The organism is Cellulomonas uda (genome assembly GCF_006538705.1).
GTDB lineage: Bacteria > Actinomycetota > Actinomycetes > Actinomycetales > Cellulomonadaceae > Cellulomonas > Cellulomonas uda.
The window spans coordinates 17,863-37,656 of record NZ_BJLP01000017.1 but is presented as its reverse complement, the minus strand read 5'-3'; the positions used below and the strand labels follow the sequence as shown (position 1 = coordinate 37,656).

Below are 19,794 nucleotides of genomic sequence, written 5' to 3'. Positions count from 1 at the left end.
CTTCGTGTCGTGGTGGTGCGGGGTTCGGGGGACGTGGGCGCCGACCTCAGCGGGTCGAGCCGTCCAGCTGCGCGCCCTCGAGCAGGTCGAGCGCGGCCTCGTGCTTGTTGTACGTGTAGAGGTGCACGCCGGGTGCGCCGCCGTCGAGGACGCCCTTGACGAGGTCGACACCCGCGCGGGTGCCGATGCGGTGCGCCGCCGACGCGTCGTCCGCGGAGCCGAGCGCGTCGAGCAGGTCGCGCGGCACCGGGACACCCGTGAGCTCCTGCGTGCGCAGCAGCCGGGCCGGGTCGGTCAACGGGATGATCCCGGGGATGATCGGGATGACCACGCCCGCCGCGCGCGCCTCGGCCACCAGGCCCAGGTACGACTCGGCGTCGTAGAACACCTGCGTGATCGCGAAGTCCGCACCCGCCTCCTGCTTGGCGAGCAGCGACGCGACGTCCTGCGCGCGCGTGCCGCCCGTCGCCGCGTTGCCACGCGGGAACGCGGCGACGGCGACCGACAGCGGCCGCACCCGCGCACGCACGGCCTGCGCCGGGCTCGCACCGCAGCGCCGGGACTCGATGTCCCGCAGCAGGCCGACGAGCGCGCTCGCGGTCTCCAGGCCGTCCGGGTGGGCCTGCCAGTCGGCCTGGCCCGCGGGCGGGTCGCCCCGCAGTGCCAGGAACGAGCGCACGCCCTCGTCGAGGAACTCCTCGACGATCGTCGTGATCTCGTCGCGGCTCGTGCCCACGCACGTGAGGTGCGCGATCGGGGACAGCGACGTCTCGCGCAGCAGCCGCGAGACGAACGCGCGCGACGTCTCGCGCGTCTTGCCCGAGGCGCCGTACGTGACCGAGACGAAGTCCGGGTGCACGGCCTCGAGCTGGCGCACGGTCTCCCACAGGCGCGGCGCGGCCTGCGGGTTGCGCGGCGGGAAGAACTCGAACGAGAGCGTCGGGCGGTCGAGCGTGCCGAGCGGCCGCGGGTCGGCGGCCACGTGCGCGCCGGTCGGGACGCCGGGGCGCGTCGCGCTGCTCGCTCCGTCGGCGCGCGCGTCGTCGAGCCGCGGCTGCGCCGCGGGCGGGTTCACGGTCGCCGCGCTCACGCCGGCGGGCCGTTCAGACACTGGGTCTGCGACATGTCCACTCCATCGGTCCTGGCGGAAGCACCCACACCCTCGTCGCGGAGGGGGGTTGCTGCGGCGTCGACGAGCCAGGTCTCTCGGCCGCTCTGGATGGTTGGCGTGATCGTAGGCCGGGAGCCCACATGCTGACCACGACTTCTCACGTTGCGAGACGGTCGGGCCGCCCAGCGGACGCGCCGTCGGAGAGTCGCAGATCAGGCGGAGGGACCCTCCGCGGGTCAGGCCAGCGGACGCGGGCGCTGGTGCGGGATCTCGCCCCACGGCTGGGTGCCCGTCACCGTCGACAGCAGACCGGCCTCGACCGCCTGCAGGACCTGCGCGTCCGGCGGGACCGACCCGCCCAGCGCCTCCCGCGCACCGCGGACGGCGTCCAGGCCGCCGTCGTGGTCGGGCATCTCGGTCATGCGCAGGACTGTAACCGCCGCGCACGATCAGGCGAAGTCCCCACAGCCGGATCACCCGAGGGGAGCACGTCCCGGGGTCATCCGAGCGGGCGGCACCCGGACGGCCGGACGCCGCGGGCAATCGCGTGACCCGTCCCGGCCGACGTGCGCTGACCTGCGGATCTGCTCTCGCGCCGGGTCACCCGAACGCCACGACCCGCCGCATCCGCCTCCGCAGCCGCCGGGGGACTTCACCCACGCACCGACGGGCAGGTCGCCAGGTGGTCGTCGACGAGCCCGCACGCCTGCATCGCCGCGTACGCCGTCGTCGGTCCGACGAACCGGAAGCCGAGCGACTTGAGCTCGCGCGCGAGCGCGCCGGACTCGGGCGTCACCGCCGGCACGTCCGCCCACGAGGCCGGGCGCACGTGCTGCGTGCGGTCCGGCGCGAACGACCAGAACAACGCGTCGAGCGTGCGGCCGGAGGCGTGCAGCGCGAGCAGGGCGCGCGCGTTGGCGACGGTCGCCTCGATCTTCTGGCGGTTGCGCACGATCCCCGTGTCCGCGAGGAGCCGCTCGACGTCGTGCTCGTCGTACTCCGCGACCACCCGCGGGTCGAACCCCGCGAACGCCGCGCGGAACGACTCGCGCTTGCGCAGCACGGTGATCCACGAGAGCCCCGACTGGAAGCCCTCGAGCGCGATCCGCTCGAACAGCGCCTCCTCGCCGTGCACGGGCACGCCCCACTCCTCGTCGTGGTAGCGCTCGTACAGCGGGTCGCCGTCGCCGAAGCACCGCCCCGTCACGGGCGCCGGAGCGGTCACGGGCGCCGGAGCGGTCACGGCCGCCAGCGGGGTGTCGGCCGTCACGGTGTCGTCCATGCGGTTGAGTCTGCCGTCTCCCGCCCACGCCGCGGCAGACCCCGCGCGCCCCCTGTGGACGACGAGTCGTCAGCCGAACCCCCCGTTCCCGCCGTCGGCCCGGCCCCGCTCCCAGACCCCGACGTCGTGGTTGCTACGGCTCAGACGCGCCGTTCCCGGAGCATCCGCGGGGGCGGCGACCGGCCACCTCGGCCTTTCACGGTGGAGGCTGACGTCAGAGTCTCGCAGGGAAAGGTGCCTTGACCTGAACATCAGAAGTACGTTTTGCCACGGCATGCGATGGAGCTCCGCTATGGTGCGATTCGAGTGCCTCGCCGGGGCGAGGCGCATAAGCAGGGGAAAGGGCAATGCATCGACAACTAGCCGTCCTAGGAGTCTGTCTGCTCACTGTGATAGTAGGGGGCTGTTCCGGCTCGAGTTCTGACGGCGATTGCGTGGCTCCGGTGCTCGCCGTGTCGCAGAGCACGGTCTCTCCGGGCGACGAGATCACGCTGACGGGGTCGTACTTCACCGTCGGCTGCAACGACGCCGGCGAGGACGCGCCCGAGCCCAGCCCGACGACCGCACCCGTGCTGTGGGTACAGGGAGCCACCCCGGGCGCGACCGTTGCCGAAGCGTCGATCGACGAGGACGGCGAGCTCACGTCGACGATCGTGGTGCCCGCCGACGCCGCTGCAGGCGACGCCACGGTCTCCGTGTCCCTCGACGGTGCCACGACGGCGGAAGTCTCCGTGAGCGTGGCGGAGTGAGCCGGGCGAAGACGCTTGCGGCACTCGGTCTCGTCACGGTTGTCGCCGTGGGGGCAACGGGCGCGCCAGCGATGTCTGCTGATTCGTCTGCTGCCGCCCCGTGCGCGGGCTTGTCCGGCCCCCTGCTACTTGCCTCGACCCAGGAGATCGCGATTGCCGACGTCGCGCGGTGCGGTCTTGTCGGAGCCGAGGTCCGTGCCGGGCTAACCGGTGCACAGACAACCGCAACGCGCTGTTCGGCCACAAGTGGTTCAAGGACTTCAACTACTGGGTCAACGACACCGAGAACCTCCCCAGCGACATCTCCGGTGGCACGTTCACCACCGTGGTCAAGGATGCGGCCAAGATGTGGCAGAACGGAACCAACGGGTGCGGCGTCTCGGTGGACGTCGATCGAACCAACGTCTGGCAAGGGATAACCACAAGGAACAGCAATGTCAATGGACCCGAGGGCAAGTGCGCAAAGTCAGGCGATGGAAAGAACGTCGTCGACTTCGGAGTGCTCCCGTCCGGACTGAATGGCATCTCATGCACCAGAGACAGTTGGCGGGTGGGGCTCGACATCGCTCAAGAGTCGGACGTCCGGATCAACAAGCAATCAGGACGCTGGACCACGACGAGCAGCGGGTGCAAGGGCAAGATCGACCTCCGCGGTGTGGTGAACCACGAGCTGGGGCACACCATGGGGCTGGCCCATGTCGGAAACGGCGACTCCGCACTCGTCATGAGCACCAAGCGCCCGGCCTGCACGTTCGACCGTCGAACTCTCGGTAAGGGCGACGTCACCGGCCTGAAGCGCTTGTACGGCTAGGCCCTGTCTCCGTTGTTACGTCACCATGTGATGCATGCGGCCGGGACGACGGCGGTGCGGTAGGGGATCGCGGGCTTGTCGTCACGGGTGACCAGCCGGCGCTGCTGCTTGGTCCGGGGCGAAGTGGCGTTCCAGGACTTCTAGGGGACGACGACCTTGATGCCCTGCGCGTGCATCGACCGGCGGTAGGCGCCGGCCGATGCACGCCCTGTCCGCGATCACCGCGTCCAGCTCCGATCGGCAGGCTCTCGTGATCCGCTGGGGTTAGGTCAGGGTGGTGAGCTGTTTGCGGACGCGCTGGGCCGAGATCGGGGTCGGGGTGCCGAGCTGCTGCGCGAACAGGCTCACGCGCAGCTCCTCGAGCTGCCAGCGGACCATCGCGACCTGCGCGCGGTCCGCCCCGGACGCAGCCGCGAGCGCGTTCTCCAGGTCGTGCACCTGCCACGCCAGGTCGGCGTCGCGCGCGGGGTTCTCGGCGGCCTTGCCCAGCCGGTACCGCGCAGCACGCAGGTAGCGCACCAGGTGCATCAGGCGGTCCGCGCCGGTCTCGACGACGAATCCCGCGTGGACCAGTCGCGCCGACTGCTCGCGCACGTCGGACGCGGTGGCCAGCAGCGCGAGGCTCGAGGTCCCCTTGAGCTCGACCTCGAGCTCGCGCCACGCGGTGAGCACCTGGACGAGCACGCCGACGAGCGCGTGCACCCGGTCCTCGAGCCGGTCGCGCAGGAACGCGCGCAGCGCGGCGTAGTCCTCGGGCGTCCGGATGTCCGCGGGGGTGCGGCCCGCCTCGGCGGGGCGTGTGCGCAGGTGCTCGTCGACGAGCGCGTCGACCGCGGCGAGCTGCACGTCCTCGACGAGCGCCTCGCGGCTCGGGTACGGGTTGGCGGCCAGCGCGAGCGCCTGGGCACCCGTCCAGCGGGACGTCACGCGGGCCGGGGCGAGCCCGACGTCGAGCAGCAGCAGCCGGCGCAGGCCTGCGCGCGCGGCGGCGGGGCGCGCGGACGCGTCGGCGAGCGTGCGCACCGAGACGCTCGTGCGCTCGTCGACCAGGGTCGGGTAGGCGCGCACGACGGTCGCGCCCGAGCGCACCTCGACGACCTCGGGGAGCGTGAGGTCGGCGGGCCACGTCGTCAGGCCCGCGCGCGACACGGACTCGGCGACCGGCCCCGACGAGCCGTCCCTCGCGTGCCGCGACTCGGAGGCACCCGCGTCCGACGAGCGGGCATCGCCGCGGTCCGGGCGCGCGCGCGGACCAGGCCGCGCGGGCTCGTCGGCCGCGAGCCCCGCCTCCCGCATGGCCTGCCGCAGCGCGGCCTTCACGGCGTTGTCGACCGCGTCCTGCGCGCGGTCCGCGAGCCGGTGCTGCAGCGCCGCGAGGTCCTTGCCCTCGTCGACCACTCCGCCACGGTCCCCGACCACGCGGAACGTCATCCGCAGGTGCGCGGGCAGGCGGTCGTCGTCGAACGCGTCGGCGGGGACGTCCACGTCGCGCACGGCCCGGACGGCGGAGCGGAACGCGTCGTGGAACGACGGCGCGGCGTCGCCCGCGCGCACGGTGTCGGCCCAGGTCGCGGTGTTCTCGCGCAGCCAGGCGGCCACCGCGCGGCCGACGTCGGGTGCGGGGACGAGCTGCACGCGCACTGGCTTGGGCAGCGCGCGGATCGTCGCGACGACGAGCTCGTCGAGCAGCCCCGGCACCATCCAGCCGAAGCCGTCGGGCGTCAGGCGCGGCAGCTGGGGGAGCGGGATGTGCACGGTGACGCCGTCGGCCTCGGTGCCGGGCTCGAACTGGTAGGTCAGCGGGAGCGACAGGTCGCCCTGCGGCCATCGCGACGGGAACGAGGACTCGTCGATCGCGTCCGCGTCGGACGAGACGAGCAGCTCGCGCGAGTACGTCAGCAGGTCGGGGTCGCGGCGCCGCGCGGTCTTCCACCACTGGTCGAAGTGCCGGGCGGAGACGACGTCCGCGGGCACCCGCTCGTCGTAGAAGTCGAACAGGGCGTCCTCGTCGGCCAGCAGGTCCGCGCGGCGGGCGCGCGCCGCGAGCTCGGAAGCCTCCGCGAGCAGACGGCGGTTCTCGTGGAAGAACTGGTGGTGCGTGGTCCACTCACCCTGCACGAGCGCGTGCCGGACGAACAGCTCGCGCGCGGCCTCGGGGTCGACCTTCGCGTACAGCACGCGCCGCCCCGCGACGACCGGCAGCCCGTACAGCAGGACGCGTTCGGTGCACATGGCCGCACCCTGCTTGGTGGACCACGCCGGGTCGGAGTAGGTGCGCTTGACCAGGTGCGCGCCGAGCTCCTCGGCCCACGCGGGGTCGATGCGGGCCGCGTCTCGCGCCCACAGCCGGGACGTCTCGACGAGCTCGGCGGCCATGACCCACGCGGGCGGCTTCCGGGCGAGCCCCGAGCCGGGGAAGATCGCGAACCGCGCGCCGCGCGCGCCGAGGTACTCGTTGCGCCCGCGCCGGTCGGGCCGGGCCGGGCGCTTGTCACCCCGACGAGCGGGTGCGGCGACCTCGGTGGCCTCCTGCATCCCCACGTGCGACAGCAGCCCGGACAGCACGGAGCGGTGGATCGCGTCGGCGTCCCAGTCGCGGCGCAGCTCGCCGCGCCGCGGGCCGCCGGCACCCGCACCCTCGTCGGGACCGTCCGCGAGCGCGGGCCACCCGCCCTCCCCACCGCCGCCGGACGCCTCGTCGGGACCGCGACGGCGCCCCGCGGGCAGACCCTTGGCGAGGTCCCGCAGCTGGGTGACGACGTCCTGCCACTCGCGGACCCGCAGGTAGTTCAGGTGCTCGGCGCGGCACGCGCGGCGGAACGCGTTGCCGGACAGCTCGCGCCGCTGCTCGCGCAGGTAGGCCCACAGGTTCAGGTAGGACAGCAGGTCGGAGGTGGGGTCGGCGAACCGCGCGTGCAGCGCGTCGGCCTTCTCGCGCTCCTCGGCGGGACGCTCGCGCGGGTCCTGGATGGACAGCGCGGCCGCGACGACGACGACCTCGCGCAGCACCCCGTGGCGCGAGGCCTCGACCACCATGCGGGCGAGCCGCGGGTCGACCGGGAGCTGCGCGAGCGCACGCCCCGTCTCGGTGAGCCGGGTCCCGTCCGGCCCGGTCTCGATCGCGCCGAGCTCGGTGAGCAGCTGCACGCCGTCGCGCACCGCGCGCACGTCGGGCGGGTCGACGAACGGGAAGTCGACCACGTCCTGCGGCGAGGCCGCGACGCCCACGGCGATCATCTGCAGGATCACCGACGCGAGCGACGTGCGCAGGATCTCCGGCTCGGTGAACCGCTCGCGTCGCTCGAAGTCGTCCTGCGAGTACAGGCGGATCGCGATGCCGTCGGCCACGCGGCCGCACCGCCCCGAGCGCTGGTTGGCGGACGCCTGGCTGATCGGCTCGATCGGCAGCCGCTGCACCTTCGTCGCCTTCGACCACCGGCTGATGCGCGCCGTACCCGGGTCGACGACGTACCGGATGCCCGGCACGGTCAGCGACGTCTCCGCGACGTTCGTCGCGAGCACGATGCGCCGCCCGGGGTGCGACGAGAACACGCGGTGCTGCTCGGCGGCCGACAGGCGCGAGTAGAGCGGCAGCAGCTCGACCGCCTGCGGGTGGCGCGGGTCGGTCACGCGCGTGCCGAACGACGCGCGCAGCGCGTCCGTCGCGTCGCGGATCTCACGCTCCCCGGACAGGAACACGAGCACGTCGCCGGGTCCCTCGGCGCACAGCTCGTCGACCGCATCCGTGATGCCGGTCATGAGGTCGCGCTCCCGCACGGGCTGGCGGGCCGGGGGCGGTGTGCGGCGCCGTGGGGCGTCGTCGTCGAGCTCGTCGTCCTGCACGCCCAGCGCGTCGGGCGACAACGGCCGGTACCGGATCTCGACGGGGTAGGTGCGGCCGGTGACCTCGACGACCGGCGCGGGGACACCGTCGGGGTGCTCGGGGGTGGGGGCGCTCGCGAAGTGCCGGGCGAAGCGGTGGGAGTCGATCGTCGCGGACGTGATGACGAGCTTGAGGTCCGGGCGGCGCGGCAGCAGGCGCGTGAGGTAGCCGAGCAGGAAGTCGATGTTGAGGGACCGCTCGTGCGCCTCGTCGATGATGAGGGTGTCGTACTGCCGCAGCAGCGGGTCGCGCTGGATCGCCGCGAGCAGGATCCCGTCCGTCATGACCTTCACGAGCGTGTGCTCGCTGGAGGTGTCCGTGAACCGCACCTGGTACCCGACGAGCTCGCCGAGCGGCGTGCCGATCTCCTGCGCGATGCGCTCCGCGACCGACCGTGCCGCGATGCGCCGAGGCTGCGTGTGGCCGATCTGTCCCGCCCGGCCCCGGCCGAGCTCGAGCGCGATCTTGGGCAGCTGCGTCGTCTTGCCCGACCCGGTCTCACCGGCGACGACGACGACCTGGTGGTCCCGGATGGCGGCCGCGATGTCCGCCCGCCGCGCGCTGACCGGCAGCTCCGGGGGGTAGGTGATCGGCGGCAGCACCGCCGCCTCGCGCGCCGCGGCCGCTCGAGCGCGCCGGGCCTCGCCGTTCGGCTCAGGGCGACGGCGGCGCTGGCGGCGCTCGTCGCGCTGGTCGGTGGTCACGGCTTCCCATCCTCCCAGGTCCGCCCGTGAGGTGGCGCGCTCATTCCGGACGCAGGTCGGGGCCTCAGCGTCCGGACGCGTCCTGCGTGACGTCCGCGACCGTCGCGTCGAGCGCGGTGACCAGGGCGTCGCCGTCGACGGTCGCGGCGACCCCGTGCGCGCCCGCCCCGATCGACACCCGCCGCCCGAGCACGCGCTCGTCGGCGACCACGGGCCACGCCGTGAGCGAGCCGAACGGCGTGATCGTCCCCCGCTCGTACCCGGTCACGTCCAACGCGGTGCCGGCGTCCGGCAGCGACAGCCGGGACACGCCGAGCAGGGCGCGCAGCTTCGGCCACGAGATCGCGCGGTCGCCCGTGACGAGCACGAACAGGTAGTCGTCGTCGCCGCGCCGCACGACGAGCGACTTCACGACGTCCGCCGGTGTGACGCCGCGCGCCGCGGCCGCCTCCTCGAGCGAGCCCACGCGGCCGTGCCGCGTCACGACGAAGTCGAGCCCCGACGCCTCGAGCGCGGCGGTCGCGCGCCGCTCACCGTCCACCGATCCCATGGCCCCACCTCACCACACGACGCCGGGACGCGGCGACGGGGGCCGCGACGCTCGGTCGCGACCCCCGTCGGGTCGTGCGGGCACCCGTGGGGTGCCGTGCGGTCAGGTCACAGCGTGGGGGCCGTGCCCGGGACCGGGATCGAGACGGGCGCGCGGCCCTTCTTCGGCGTCAGCGACAGCGACTCGTACGACTCGAGCTTCTGGGCGAAGGGCTGCGCCCCGACACAGCTGCGCGTCGCACCCTTGACGGCCTTGCCCGTCAGCAGGTAGTTCGTGATCGCGTTGTCGACGCACGTCGACGAGCCGAACGCGGTGTGACCCCAGCTGTTGCTCGAGATGAACGACGAGTTCGGCAGGAGCGCCGCCGCGGCCTTGGCACCGTTGTAGTTGGTCGCCGGGTCCCACCAGTTGCCGACGACGAGCACCGGCGCGGACGTCACGTGGTCGAACGTGCCGCGGTAGGCGTCCTCGTCCTTGGCGGTCCAGGTCCACGACGCGCACGGCGCCGAGGCCCAGGTCCACATCTGGCCGAACGCGTCACCGGTCTTGGCGGCCGTGGTGCCCGCCGCGACCCAGCTCGCCGCGTTGCCCGGGTTCAGGCTGTCGGTGCACATGACCGACTGGTACGCCTCCGGCCCGTTGTCGTACGGGAACGCGAAGCCGGGGACCTTGGCGGCCAGCTCCTGCTTCGCCGCGTCCTGCGCTGCGGAGAGCTGCTTGTACTCCTTCATGCGGGACGTGAGCTTCTTCGCCGCCGCGTTCCACTGCTTGCGCTCGGCGGCGCTCGTCGGCGTCTCCTGCAGCTCCATGAACATGTCGAGGTCCATGTCGACCCACGCGGCCGCCTCGAGCTGGTACAGGTCCGACATCAGGAACGACATCACGAGGCCGTAGTCCACCTCGAACGACTCGTCGATGACGATCGGCTGGGCCTTGATCGCCTTCGCGAACTTGTCGAACTTCTTCGCCGGGTTCGAGCTGCGCTTGGCGAGGTAGCAGTAGTCCGGGCCCTTCTGCCCGCACCGCGTGAGGATCGACCGCAGGGCCTTCCACGCACCGTCGCCCGACGCGATGCGCTGCGTCTGCGGGGTGCTCTGGTTCGCCGCGGTGCCGGCCCAGCCCTCGGGGTCGAGGACGCCGTCGATCACGATGGCGCGGACGCGGTCCGGGAAGATGTTCGCGTACACGTTGCCGAGGTAGCTGCCGTAGGAGAAGCCCAGGTAGGTGAGCTTCGAGTCGCCGAGGGTGCGGCGGATCACGTCCATGTCACGCGCGACGTTCGCGGTGGACATCGACGCCGACATCGGCTTGCCGAGCGTGGAGCAGGCCTGGCCGTACTTCTTCGCGGAGTTCACGAAGTCGGTGCGCTGCGCGGTCGTCCGCGGGTAGGCGGCCTCCCACGTGGGCAGCAGCGTGTCGGTCTGCTCGCCGATGTTGCGGAAGCAGGCGACGTTGTCCGAGAAGTTCGTGCCGCGGGGGTCGATGCCCACCAGGTCGAACCGCTGGACGATGTCCTTCGGCAGGAAGTACGGGGCGCTGATCGCGATGTTCACGCCCGAGCCGCCGGGGCCGCCCGGGTTGAGGAACAGCGTGCCGAGCTTGGCGGTCGGCTTCGTCGCGGGGACGCGGACGAGCGCGACGCTCGTCGTCGGCCCCTCGGGCTCGTCGTAGTCGAGCGGGAGGTCGACGGTGCCGCACTGCACACCCTTGTCGACGACGTTGGAACAGTCGAACCAGTCGATGTCCGCGACGACGGAGTCGACGCGGGCCGCCTCGGCCGGGTCGGTCTGGTCGGGGACGGTCACGGCGGCCGGTGTGGCGGCGGTGGGCTCGGCGGCCTGGGCCGCGGTCGTGGATCCTGCGAGGGCGACCGCGACGACGAGCGCCGCGAACGCGGACACACGAGGTCGAGTGTGCATACGAGAAAACCCCCTGTCTGGGTCGCGCGCCGCCCCTGGTCCGGTCGACCTGGATTCCCGCGGCACGCAGGGCATACCTTGCCGAAGCGCGGGTCGCCGTGAGGTCCCCCTGGGGGATGAACTTCTCGAGCGGTGCGACCCGACGAATCCTCCCAGAGGCCGACAACCTCCTGCGCGCGAGCGGATGTGCAGGTCGGACGCGCGCGCCGACCCCGCCCTGGGGTGGGGAGCGCGGTGGACCCGGCCGGGGGCGAAAACGTGCGGCCGCGGCCTGTCCCCGCGGGAGTGTCGGCGGCGGCGGATACGGTCCGGGACATGCGGATCCTGCACACCTCCGACTGGCACCTGGGCCGGTCGCTGCACGGGGTCGACCTGCTCGACCACCAGGCGGCGTACCTGGACCACCTGGTCGACGTGGTGCGCTCCGAGGCCGTCGACGCGGTCGTCGTCGCGGGGGACGTGTACGACCGTGCGATCCCGCCCGTGGAGGCCGTCACGCTGCTGTCCGAGACGCTCGCCCGGCTCGCCGGCTCCACGACCGTGGTCCTCACCTCCGGCAACCACGACTCCGCGACGCGCCTGGGGTTCGGGGCCGCGCTGATGCGCGAGCGCGTGCAGCTGCGCACCCGCGTCGCGTCGCTCGCCCGCCCCGTCGAGGTGGTCGACGACGAGGGGCGTGCGCTGCTCGTGTACGGCTTGCCGTACCTCGACCCGGACTCGGTCCGCACCGAGCTGGCCGAGCCGGGTGCGGCGCCCCTCGCGCGCTCGCACGAGGCCGTCACCGCCGCCGCGATGGCGCGCGTGCGCGCCGACCTGGCCGCGCGTCCGGCGGGATCCGTGCGGCCGCGCAGCGTGGTGGCCGCGCACGCGTTCGTCGTCGGCGGGGTCGCGAGCGAGTCCGAGCGGGACATCCGGGTGGGCGGGGTCGACCACGTCGCGTCGCACGTCCTGGGCGGTGTGGACTACGTCGCGCTCGGGCACCTGCACGGGCCGCAGGTGGTGACCGGGCCCGCGGGGACGACGATGCGCTACAGCGGCTCGCCGCTGGCGTACTCGTTCTCCGAGCAGCGGCACACCAAGTCGAGCGTGCTCGTCGACCTGTCGTCCGACGAGGTGCGTACCGAGCTGGTGCCCGCGCCCGTGCCGCGGCGGCTCGCGGACGTCACCGGCGAGCTCGCGGACCTGCTGGGCGCCGCGGGTGAGCCGCACGTGGGCGACTGGGTGCGGGTCGTCGTGACCGACGAGCGGCGGCCCGACGACCTGTACGCGCGGGTGCGCGCCCGGTTCCCGCACGCGCTCGTCGTGCAGCACCGGCCCCCGCAGACCTCGCAGGGCACCGTGCTGCGGGCGGTGACGGCCGCGGCCGACCCGGTCGAGGTCGCGTGCGACTTCGTGGCGCACGTGAGCGGCGCGCGCCCGGACGCCGACGAGCTCGCGGTGCTGCGCGCCGCGTACGAGCACGCGGCCGCCGCGGAGCGGAGCGCCTGATGCGTCTGCTGTCGTTGACCCTGCAGGCCGTCGGGCCGTTCGCGGACCGGCACACCGTGGACTTCGCGGCGCTCGGCTCGTCGGGGCTGTTCCTGCTCGAGGGCCCGACGGGTGCGGGCAAGTCGACCCTCATCGACGCGGTCGTGTTCGCGCTGTACGGCAAGGTCGCCTCCGCCGACGCGAGCGGTGACCGGGTGCGCTCGGCGTACGCGGACGACGACACCGAGACGTTCGTCGACCTCGTCTTCGAGGTCGCGGCCGGGCGGTACCGCGTGCGCCGGACGCCCGCGTTCGACCGCGCCAAGAGGCGCGGCACCGGCACCGTGCGGCAGCAGGCGTCGGTGCGGCTGTGGCGGCTGACGGGGGACAGCGGTGCGGCCGGAGTCGACGACGAGCCCGCGGGCGAGATGCTCTCGACCCGGCTCGACGAGGTGGGCGCCGAGATCCAGCGGCTCGTCGGGCTGGACCGGGCGCAGTTCGTCCAGACGATCGTGCTGCCGCAGGGCGAGTTCGCGCGTTTCCTGCGCGCGGACCCCGAGGACCGGCGCAGCCTGCTGCAGAAGATCTTCGGCACCGAGGTGTACGAGCGGATGCAGGCGCGGCTCGTCGAGATGCGCCGCGAGGCCGACCGTGCGACGGACGCGACGCGACGCACCGTGCAGGAGCGTGTCGCGCAGCTCGCGGGTGCCGCGGGGCTGGACGACGAGCTCACGCAGTCGCGCGACGCGGTCACGGGGGTCCTCGCCGGACGCGGGGCCGTGGACGACGCCGAGCGGGCGCTCGCCGTGCCGCTGGCCGCACTCGTGGCGCAGGCCGAGCGTGACCGGGCGGAGGCGGACCAGGCGACGGCCGCGCTCGAGGCCGCGCGCACCGCGGCCGAGGCCGGGCGGCGCACCGTGCGGCTCGCCGAGCAGCGCGACCGGCTGCGCGCCGAGCTCGCGGCGCTGGTCGCGGCGCAGGACGCGCAGCGGGAGGCGGCCCGCCGGCTGGCGTCGGCCCGGGCCGCGCGCGCCGTGCGGCCCCTGCTGCGGGCGGTCGGGCTCGCGTCGTCGGCGTGGGACGCCGCGGCCAAGGCGTTCGTCGCCGCGCGGGACGTCGCACCGACGGACCTCGCGGGGCTCGTCGACGGCGGCGACCCGGTGCCCGGGGCGGACGGCCCCGGGGTCGAGCGGCTCGTGGCCGCGCACGACGAGGCCGTGCGCACGGCAGCAGGGCTCGAGCGGGACGTGGCGACCGAGGCGTCGCTGCAGGCGCTGCGCGCGGCCGTGACGCAGGCACGCGGCGCAGTCGAGGACCGCGAGACGGAGATCGCCGCGCACGACGCGTGGCTCGCCCAGCGCCCCACCGAGGCGGCGGCCCTCGCCGAGGCGCTCGCCGCGGCGCGCGCGCAGGGCACGTCCGAGGCGGACGCGGCGGTCGCGGTCGAGGCCGCGCGGCTGCGCGCGCAGGCCCACGAGCAGCTCGCGGCGCTGCTGGTCCGCGAGGAGACGGCTCAGGCGCAGGTCGCGCACGCCGGGCGCGGCGCGCAGGCGGCCGTGCACGCGGCGGCGAGCGCGCGGCTGGCGCGCATCGCCGGGCTCGCGGGCGAGCTCGCGGACGCCCTGGTCCCGGGCGAGGACTGCCCGGTGTGTGGCAGCGCCGAGCACCCGCGGCCCGCCGCACTGGGCGCGGACCACGTGACGGCCGACGAGGTCGCCGCCGCGGAGGCCGACGCGCGGCAGGCCGAGGCGGCGCTCGTCGCCGCGCGCGAGGTGCTCGTGCGCGTCCAGGCGGAGGCAGCGGCCGCACGCGAGGCGACCGACGGCACCACACCGGACGAGGCGCGGGACGCGCTGGTGCGGGCCGGCCGCGCCCTCGACGAGGCGCGCGCGGCCGTCGTCGAGGCCGACCGGCTCGCCGCACGGCTCGCGGCCCACGACGAGGAGACCGAGGTCCGCCGCCGCGCACGGGCGCTCGCGGTCGCCGGGCGGGACAGCGCCGCGGTGCTGGTGGACGTGCGGACCGGCGAGCTCGCCGCGGCGGAGGCCGGGGTCGCGCTCGCGCGGGGCGAGCACCCGACCGTCGCCGCGCGGCACGCCGCGCTCGTCGAGCGGGCCGCCACGGCGGCGGACCTGCGCCGGGCGCTCGAGGCCGTCGCCGCCACCGGCGGGGACCTCGTGCGCCGCACGCGTGAGCTCGAGTCCGCGCTCGCCGAGCACGGTTTCGCGGATGCCGACGCGGCCCGCGCCGCCGACCTGGCGGACGACCAGGCCGACGCGCTGGACCGGCTGGTCCGGCAGCACGAGGCCGCACTCGCCCGCGTGCGGACGGGGCTCGCCGAGCTCGCCGACGAGCCGCTGCTCGCGGACGTGGCCGAGGGCACGGTGCCCGACGTCGAGCTGGTGCTGCAGGCCGAGCGGGCCGCCGCCGAGGTCGCCCAGGCGGCCACCGCGCGCGCCGGGGTCTCCGCCTCCCGCGCCGACGCCGCGCAGCGCGCCGCGCACGGCGTGCTCAGCGCGCTCGCCGAGCACGTGCGGTGCCTCGGCGACGCCGCGCCCGTGCTTCGGCTCGCGGGGCTCGCGTCGGGCACGGGATCGGACAACGACCACGCGCTGTCGCTCGCCACGTACGTGCTCGTCCGGCGGTTCGAGGACGTCGTCGCCGCGGCCAACGCGCGGCTCGGTGCGATGTCCGACGGCCGGTACGAGCTCGTGCGCAGCGACGCCAAGGAGGACGTGAGCTCGCGTCGCCGCGGCCTCGCGATGCGCGTGCTCGACCACCACACCGAGCAGCAGCGCGACCCGCGCACCCTGTCCGGCGGCGAGACGTTCTACGTGTCGCTGTGCCTCGCGCTCGGCATGGCCGACGTGGTCACGGCCGAGGCGGGCGGCATCGACCTGGGCACGCTGTTCGTCGACGAGGGGTTCGGCTCGCTCGACCCGCACACGCTCGACCAGGTGCTCGCCGAGCTCGACCGGCTGCGCGCGGGCGGGCGGGTCGTCGGCGTGGTGTCGCACGTCGACGCGCTCAAGCAGACCATCGCGGACCGCGTCGAGGTGCGGCGCACCGCCACCGGGCCCAGCACCCTCACCGTCCGGGCGGGCTGACCGGCCGCCCGGGGGCTCACCACGACCAGCCGCGCGACGTGAGCTCGACCTCCTCGCGGAAGCGTTCGGCCGGGTCGCCGAGCGGGCTCTCCTCGACCTGGACACCGGCGAGCGTGCACGCCTTCGCCAGCAGCTGGTCGTACGCGAGCTGCGAGGCGATGATCCGCTCCGCCCGCGCGTACCCCCGCGTGTCGAGCTCGAGCCGGCGCACGTGGTCCGCGACCTTCGTCAGGCGGTCCTGCACCCACAGCGCGTCGAACGGGTCGGCGGGCGGCTCGAGCGGCTCGGGCCGACGCAGCGCCTGAGCCCACCGCTCGAACACCCGGGCCAGGGCCGTGCGCCATCGCGGCGGCTCGTCCTCCCCGGGGAACAGCGACATCATCGTCCCGAAGAGGACCGCCGGGAGCAGAACGCTGATCAGCAGCAGAACCCACATCATCGGGCGTCCTTCGTCATGGTCCTTCGGCATCCAGGCTAGGTGCGGGACGTGACGTGCGCCACACAAATCACGCACCTGGCGGCGGGGGCCCACAGCGTGTGTCAGGGAGCTGCACGCCCGGCGCCCGGCGCGCGAAGACGCTGGTGACAGGCGCGGTGGGCGGTCCGAGCGAGATGCCCGACGTGCGCCCGGCCCCGCCGTGACCCGACTGGACGCGCTGCATCCGCGGACGAGCGCCGCCGGGCGGGTTGCCGGGGACTGCACCTAGCGTGGAGCGCATGCGTGCGAGACGGAGGGCCCGGTGGGCGGTCGCGGTGGTCGGCCTGCTCGTCGTGGTCCTCGCGCTCGTCGTGGTCGACCGCATCGCTGCCGCACGCGTGGAGCAGGCGGTCGCCGACGGGTTCACCGCGCGCGTCGAGGACCCCGTGGGGGAGCCCCGCGTCGAGGTCGGCGGGTTCCCCGTGCTCACCCAGCTCGCCGCGGGCCGGATCGACGACGTCGACATCCGGCTCGACGGTGCGACGCTCGGCGGCGTCGCGATGACGGACCTGGCCATCGCCGCGCGCGGGGTGTCCACCACCGGCCCGCAGCGGATGGACCACGTCGACGTGCACGCGATCGTCCCGGCCGCGTCCGTGCAGGACCTCGTCACGCAGCGCACCGAGCTCGACGTCGAGGTCGGTGTCCAGGGGGACGAGCTCGAGCTGCGTGGCACCGCGCTGGGGCTGCCGCTCGTCGCGACGCTCACGCCGCGCGTGGTCGACGGCAGGCTGCTCGTCGACCTCGGGAGCGTGTCGGTCGGCGGCGTCGAGCTCGACCCGACGCTGCTGCCGCAGGACGTGTCGGGCCGGCTCACCGGCCTCGAGGTCCCGATCGAGGGCCTCCCCGAGGGGCTCGTGCTCACCGACGCCGTCGTCGACCCCGCCGGCCTGCGCATCACCGCCTCCGGCACCGACGTCACGATCCCCCCACCCTCCTGACCCCTGACCCTCCATTCCTGACCCCCTGACTCCCTGTCCCCTGACCCCGCCCTTCCTCCGGCTCCGACGCCTGATACCGCGAGCGATGACGGTCTCGTCAAGGACATCCCGCGCGCCCCCGCGGTTACTCCGGGTCTCGGGCTGGATTACGCGAGCGATGGCGGTCTCGTCGGCGGCATCCCGCGCGACCCCGTGGTTGCTCCGGGTATGGGGATGGATTCCGCGAGCGATGGCGGTCTCGTCGATGGGATCCCGCGAGCCCGTGGTTGCTCCGGGTCTCGGGTCGGATTGCGCGAGCCATGGCGGTCTCGTCGCCGGGATCCCGCGCGACCCCGTGATTGCTCCGGTTATGGGGTCGGATCCCGCGAGCGATGGCGGTCTCGTCGACGGGATCCAGCGCGAGCCCGGGGTTGCTCCGGGTTTGCGGACGGATACCGCGAGCGATGGCGGTCTCGTCGGTGGGGTCCCGCGTGACCCCGTGATTGCTCCGGTTATGGGGTCGGATCCCGCGAGCGATGGCGGTCTCGTCGGCGGGGTTCGCGAGCCCGGGGTTGCTCCGGGTTTGCGGACGGATACCGCGAGTGATGGCGGTCTCGTCGCTGGGATCCCGCGTGACCCCGGGGTTGCTCCGGGTTTGGGGATGGATACCGCGAGCGATGACGGTCTCGGCGTGGCTGGCGTGGCCGGCCTGGGCGGCGGGCGGCGGCGGCGGGGGCCGGCGGGGGTGGGTCAGGGGGTGGTGTGGCAGGTGGTGAGGGCTTGGGACAGGGCGTCGCGCTCGGGTGGGGTGACGCGCAGGGCGTAGGCGGACTTCACGCGGATCTGACGCAGCGCGTAGACGCACGCGTAGCCGGGGTCGGGGGGCAGCCAGTCGGACGCGTCGGCGGCGCCCTTGTCCTGGTTGGCCCGACCGTCGACGGCGAGCAGGTTGGCGGGGTCGTTGGCGAACCGCTCGCGCGCGGGCGGGTCCCACGCGTCGGCACCGGCGGCCCACGCGTCGGCGAGCGCGACCACGTGGTCCACCTGCACGTCGGCGGAGCCCGGGCCGCGCCGGAACTCGACGACCCGCGCGGTGTACGGGTCGTCGAGCACACCGGCCAGGACGGTGCACCCGTCGGTGTCGAGCCGCACGGCGGTCAGGTCGCGGCGCAGCACGTCGTCGCGCGTGGAACACCCGTTGCGGTCGACGTCCGCCCACGCGGTGCCGAACCGCGCGCGGTCGTACGGGGGGACGTGCCGCGGGGTCCCGACGACGAGCGCGGCGAGCGCCGTGCGGCCGTCGACGAGGTCCGCGGCGGTGACGGGCCAGCGTGCGGCGGCGCGCTCGCGCAGCAGCACGGGCACACCGAGCCCGACGACGAGCGCGAGCACGAGGACCACCGTCCACCCGGTCCACCAGGGCCAGCCACCGCGCACGGGCAGCAGCCTCGCGGTGTGCGGGTGGGCGCGGCCGGCGGGCGCGGCGACCGGTGGAGGACCACGACGACCCGGGCGGCTGGGGTCGGGTCGCGGCGGGACACGCACGTCGTGCCTCGTCGCGGCACGGCGCTCGGCCTGCCACGCTGGGCACGTGGACCCCTCTTACGACCTCATGACGCGCGTGGCCTGCGAGTTCATCGGCACCGCGATCCTCATCATCCTCGGCAACGGGACGGTCGCGAACGTCCACCTCAAGGGCTCGAAGGGGTACCGCGGCGGCTGGTCGCTGATCGCGATGGGCTACGGGTTCGGCGTGATGATCCCGGCGCTCATGTTCGGCGGGGTCAGCGGCAACCACATCAACCCGGCGTTCACGGTCGGCCTCGCGGCGTGGGGCCTGTTCCCGTGGGCGCAGGTCGCACCGTACGTGATCGCGCAGCTGCTGGGCGCGATGGCGGGGCAGCTCGCGATCGTCGCGACCCACAAGCCGTACTACGACCTGACCGACGACCCGGACGACATCCTCGCGACGTTCTCCACGGTCAACGCGGCGCGCTCGCGGCTCAACGGCTTCGCGAACGAGCTGCTCGGCTCGGTGGTGCTGTTCTCGTGCGCGCTCGCGATCGTGCACTCGCCGCTCACGAGGGACGAGCCGGGGCTCGCGCACCTGGCGCTGGGCTTCCTGGTCTGGGGTCTCGTCGCGGGGCTGGGCGGCCCGACGGGTCCGGCGCTCAACCCGGCGCGTGACCTGGGCCCGCGCATCGTGCACGCGCTGCTCCCGCTGAAGCACAAGGGCAGCTCGGACTGGCGCTACGGCTGGGTGCCGGTCGCGGCGCCGATGCTCGCGGGTCTCGTCGGCGTGGGCGGCTGGAAGCTGCTGCTCGGCTGACCGTCAGTCGACGGGCTCGAGCACGAGCAGGGGGATGGTGCGCGAGGTCCGCGTGACGTACGCGTCGTAGTCGGGCCACACCTCGACGGCGCGCGCCCACCACGCGTCGCGCTCCTCGCCGGTCGCCTCGTGCGCGACGTAGTCCTTGCGGACGGGCCCGTCCTGCAGTTCGACCAGCGGGTTCGCGACGACGTTGTGGTACCAGGCGGGGTGCTGCGGTGCGCCGCCCATCGATGCGACGACGGCGTAGCGCCCGTCGTGCTCGACGCGCATGAGGGCGTTCTTGCGCAGCTTGCCCGACGAGGCGCCCACGGTCGTGAGGACGACGACGGGCTTGCCGTTCAGCGTGGTGCCCTGCGTCCCCCCGCTCGTCTCGTACAGCTCGACCTGCTCGCGCGTGCGCTGCGACGTGCTGGGCTCGTACTCTCCGGTCAGCGGCATGCCAGCGGCAACGACCGCGCGCGCCGCGGGTATTCCTGGTGGG

The 19,794-nt window shown here is 74.2% G+C and carries 15 protein-coding genes and 1 riboswitch; of the genes, 6 read left to right on the top strand and 9 right to left on the bottom strand.

Annotation, left to right across the window (positions count from 1 at the left end; translation table 11 throughout):
* Positions 1-46: 46 nt before the first annotated feature.
* The 3 genes from CUD01_RS06600 to CUD01_RS06590 all read right to left on the bottom strand — a co-directional run bounded on the left by CUD01_RS06600 (position 47) and on the right by CUD01_RS06590 (position 2,393).
* Positions 47-1,090: a methylenetetrahydrofolate reductase gene (locus tag CUD01_RS06600; protein WP_371860763.1), complete on the bottom strand. Its 1,044-nt coding sequence runs from the start codon at positions 1,088-1,090 to the stop codon at positions 47-49.
* Between the two features lie 39 nt (positions 1,091-1,129).
* A riboswitch (SAM riboswitch) is annotated at positions 1,130-1,226 on the bottom strand.
* Positions 1,227-1,347: 121 nt separating this feature from the next.
* Positions 1,348-1,533 carry a hypothetical protein gene (locus tag CUD01_RS06595; RefSeq protein ID WP_141319688.1) on the bottom strand — a complete coding sequence of 62 codons (186 nt, stop codon included), beginning with the start codon at positions 1,531-1,533 and terminating at the stop codon, positions 1,348-1,350.
* A 230-nt stretch (positions 1,534-1,763) separates the two neighbouring features.
* Positions 1,764-2,393, bottom strand: coding sequence for a DNA-3-methyladenine glycosylase I (locus CUD01_RS06590; RefSeq protein WP_243861003.1), 630 nt, complete (start codon positions 2,391-2,393; stop codon positions 1,764-1,766).
* 452 nt (positions 2,394-2,845) lie between these two features.
* Here CUD01_RS06590 and CUD01_RS06585 point away from each other — a divergent pair, with 452 nt between their 5' ends.
* Both CUD01_RS06585 and CUD01_RS06580 read left to right on the top strand, forming a co-directional pair.
* On the top strand, positions 2,846-3,142 hold the full coding sequence (locus tag CUD01_RS06585; protein ID WP_141319686.1) for a hypothetical protein: 297 nt from the start codon (positions 2,846-2,848) through the stop codon (positions 3,140-3,142).
* Positions 3,143-3,467: 325 nt separating this feature from the next.
* Complete coding sequence (locus CUD01_RS06580; RefSeq protein WP_141319684.1) at positions 3,468-3,953, top strand: matrixin family metalloprotease; 486 nt, start codon at positions 3,468-3,470, stop codon at positions 3,951-3,953.
* 264 nt (positions 3,954-4,217) lie between these two features.
* Here the strand turns inward: CUD01_RS06580 and hrpA are convergent, their stop codons facing one another.
* The 3 genes from hrpA to CUD01_RS06565 form a co-directional block, all read right to left on the bottom strand.
* Positions 4,218-8,540, bottom strand: a complete 4,323-nt coding sequence (gene hrpA, locus CUD01_RS06575; RefSeq protein ID WP_218023843.1) for an ATP-dependent RNA helicase HrpA — start codon at positions 8,538-8,540, stop codon at positions 4,218-4,220.
* A 64-nt stretch (positions 8,541-8,604) separates the two neighbouring features.
* Complete coding sequence (locus tag CUD01_RS06570) at positions 8,605-9,090, bottom strand: aminoacyl-tRNA deacylase (protein ID WP_094181587.1); 486 nt, start codon at positions 9,088-9,090, stop codon at positions 8,605-8,607.
* A gap of 107 nt (positions 9,091-9,197) precedes the next feature.
* Positions 9,198-10,991 (bottom strand): alpha/beta hydrolase, encoded by a 1,794-nt coding sequence (locus tag CUD01_RS06565; RefSeq protein WP_244937693.1) that lies wholly within the window; start codon positions 10,989-10,991, stop codon positions 9,198-9,200.
* 333 nt (positions 10,992-11,324) lie between these two features.
* Between CUD01_RS06565 and CUD01_RS06560 the strand changes: the two genes are divergently transcribed.
* Entirely contained in the window at positions 11,325-12,497 is a 1,173-nt protein-coding gene (locus CUD01_RS06560; RefSeq protein ID WP_141319678.1) for an exonuclease SbcCD subunit D, read from the top strand.
* Entirely contained in the window at positions 12,497-15,583 is a 3,087-nt protein-coding gene (locus tag CUD01_RS06555) for an AAA family ATPase (protein ID WP_141319676.1), read from the top strand. The genes CUD01_RS06560 and CUD01_RS06555 overlap by 1 nt, the downstream gene beginning before the upstream one ends.
* Positions 15,584-15,599: 16 nt before the next feature.
* On the opposite strand, the gene CUD01_RS06550 is transcribed toward CUD01_RS06555, so the two are convergent.
* Entirely contained in the window at positions 15,600-16,022 is a 423-nt protein-coding gene (locus CUD01_RS06550; RefSeq protein WP_141319674.1) for a hypothetical protein, read from the bottom strand.
* 278 nt (positions 16,023-16,300) lie between these two features.
* On the opposite strand from CUD01_RS06550, the gene CUD01_RS06545 reads away from it, so the two are divergent.
* Entirely contained in the window at positions 16,301-17,002 is a 702-nt protein-coding gene (locus CUD01_RS06545; protein WP_141319672.1) for an LmeA family phospholipid-binding protein, read from the top strand.
* 729 nt (positions 17,003-17,731) lie between these two features.
* On the opposite strand, the gene CUD01_RS06540 is transcribed toward CUD01_RS06545, so the two are convergent.
* Complete coding sequence (locus tag CUD01_RS06540; RefSeq protein ID WP_244937692.1) at positions 17,732-18,418, bottom strand: HNH endonuclease family protein; 687 nt, start codon at positions 18,416-18,418, stop codon at positions 17,732-17,734.
* Between the two features lie 154 nt (positions 18,419-18,572).
* Here CUD01_RS06540 and CUD01_RS06535 point away from each other — a divergent pair, with 154 nt between their 5' ends.
* Entirely contained in the window at positions 18,573-19,310 is a 738-nt protein-coding gene (locus tag CUD01_RS06535; RefSeq protein WP_232514518.1) for an MIP/aquaporin family protein, read from the top strand.
* Between the two features lie 3 nt (positions 19,311-19,313).
* On the opposite strand, the gene CUD01_RS06530 is transcribed toward CUD01_RS06535, so the two are convergent.
* Positions 19,314-19,751, bottom strand: coding sequence for a nitroreductase family deazaflavin-dependent oxidoreductase (locus CUD01_RS06530; RefSeq protein WP_094181594.1), 438 nt, complete (start codon positions 19,749-19,751; stop codon positions 19,314-19,316).
* Positions 19,752-19,794 lie beyond the last annotated feature (43 nt).